A 698-nucleotide genomic window follows, 5' to 3' on the forward strand; every position below is an offset into this window, starting at 1 on the left:
CAGCAAGCCGTGGCCCATATGAAACCTAAACTCAATACGTAGGATGTGCGGAACGCACATATGCAGTTCTCAAGGTTTGAGCCAAGAGGCTGTCTGAAACAACAAATACGGTTTCAGACGACCTTTCTTTCAACAAGCCACCACAGCAATCAGACAAAAGCGACCCGCCGCCACACCCATGTCGGCAGCACGGCCGGCAAAACGATTATCCGAAGCGGCGGGGATACCACCCTCAAAGGTGCGCAGCTCATCGGCAAAGGCGTACAGGCAGATACGCGTAACCTGCATATAGAAAGTGTACAAGATAGCGAAACCTATCAGGGCAAACAACAAAACGCCGGTGCCCAAGTGACCGTAGGCTACGGATTCAGTGCAAGCGGCAGTTACAGCCAAAGCAAAATCAACGCCGAACACCGAAGCATCAGCGCACAAAGCGGTATTTCCGCCGGAGAAGACGGCTATCAAATCAAGGTCGGAAACCACACCGACCTCAAAGGCGGCATCATCACGTCTAGCCAAAGCGCAGAAGACAAAGGCAAAAACCGCTTTCAGACGGCCACCCTCACCCATAGCAACATTCAAAACCACAGCCGCTACGAAGGCGAAAGTTTCGGCTTAGGTGCCAGCGTTGCCGTAAGCGGCAAAACGCTGGGGCAGGGCGCACAAAATAAACCTCAAGACAAACACCTGACAAGCGT

1 protein-coding gene is annotated in these 698 nt (G+C 52.9%); it reads left to right on the forward strand.

Annotated elements, in window-relative coordinates; genetic code table 11:
* Nucleotides 1-60: 60 nt before the first annotated feature.
* Nucleotides 61-698, forward strand: a 638-nt coding sequence (locus tag ACTHUR_RS14340; RefSeq protein ID WP_440399235.1) for a hemagglutinin repeat-containing protein, incomplete at its 3' end; no start/stop codon positions are given.

The sequence above is a fragment of the Neisseria sp. P0021.S007 genome (assembly GCF_051956855.1).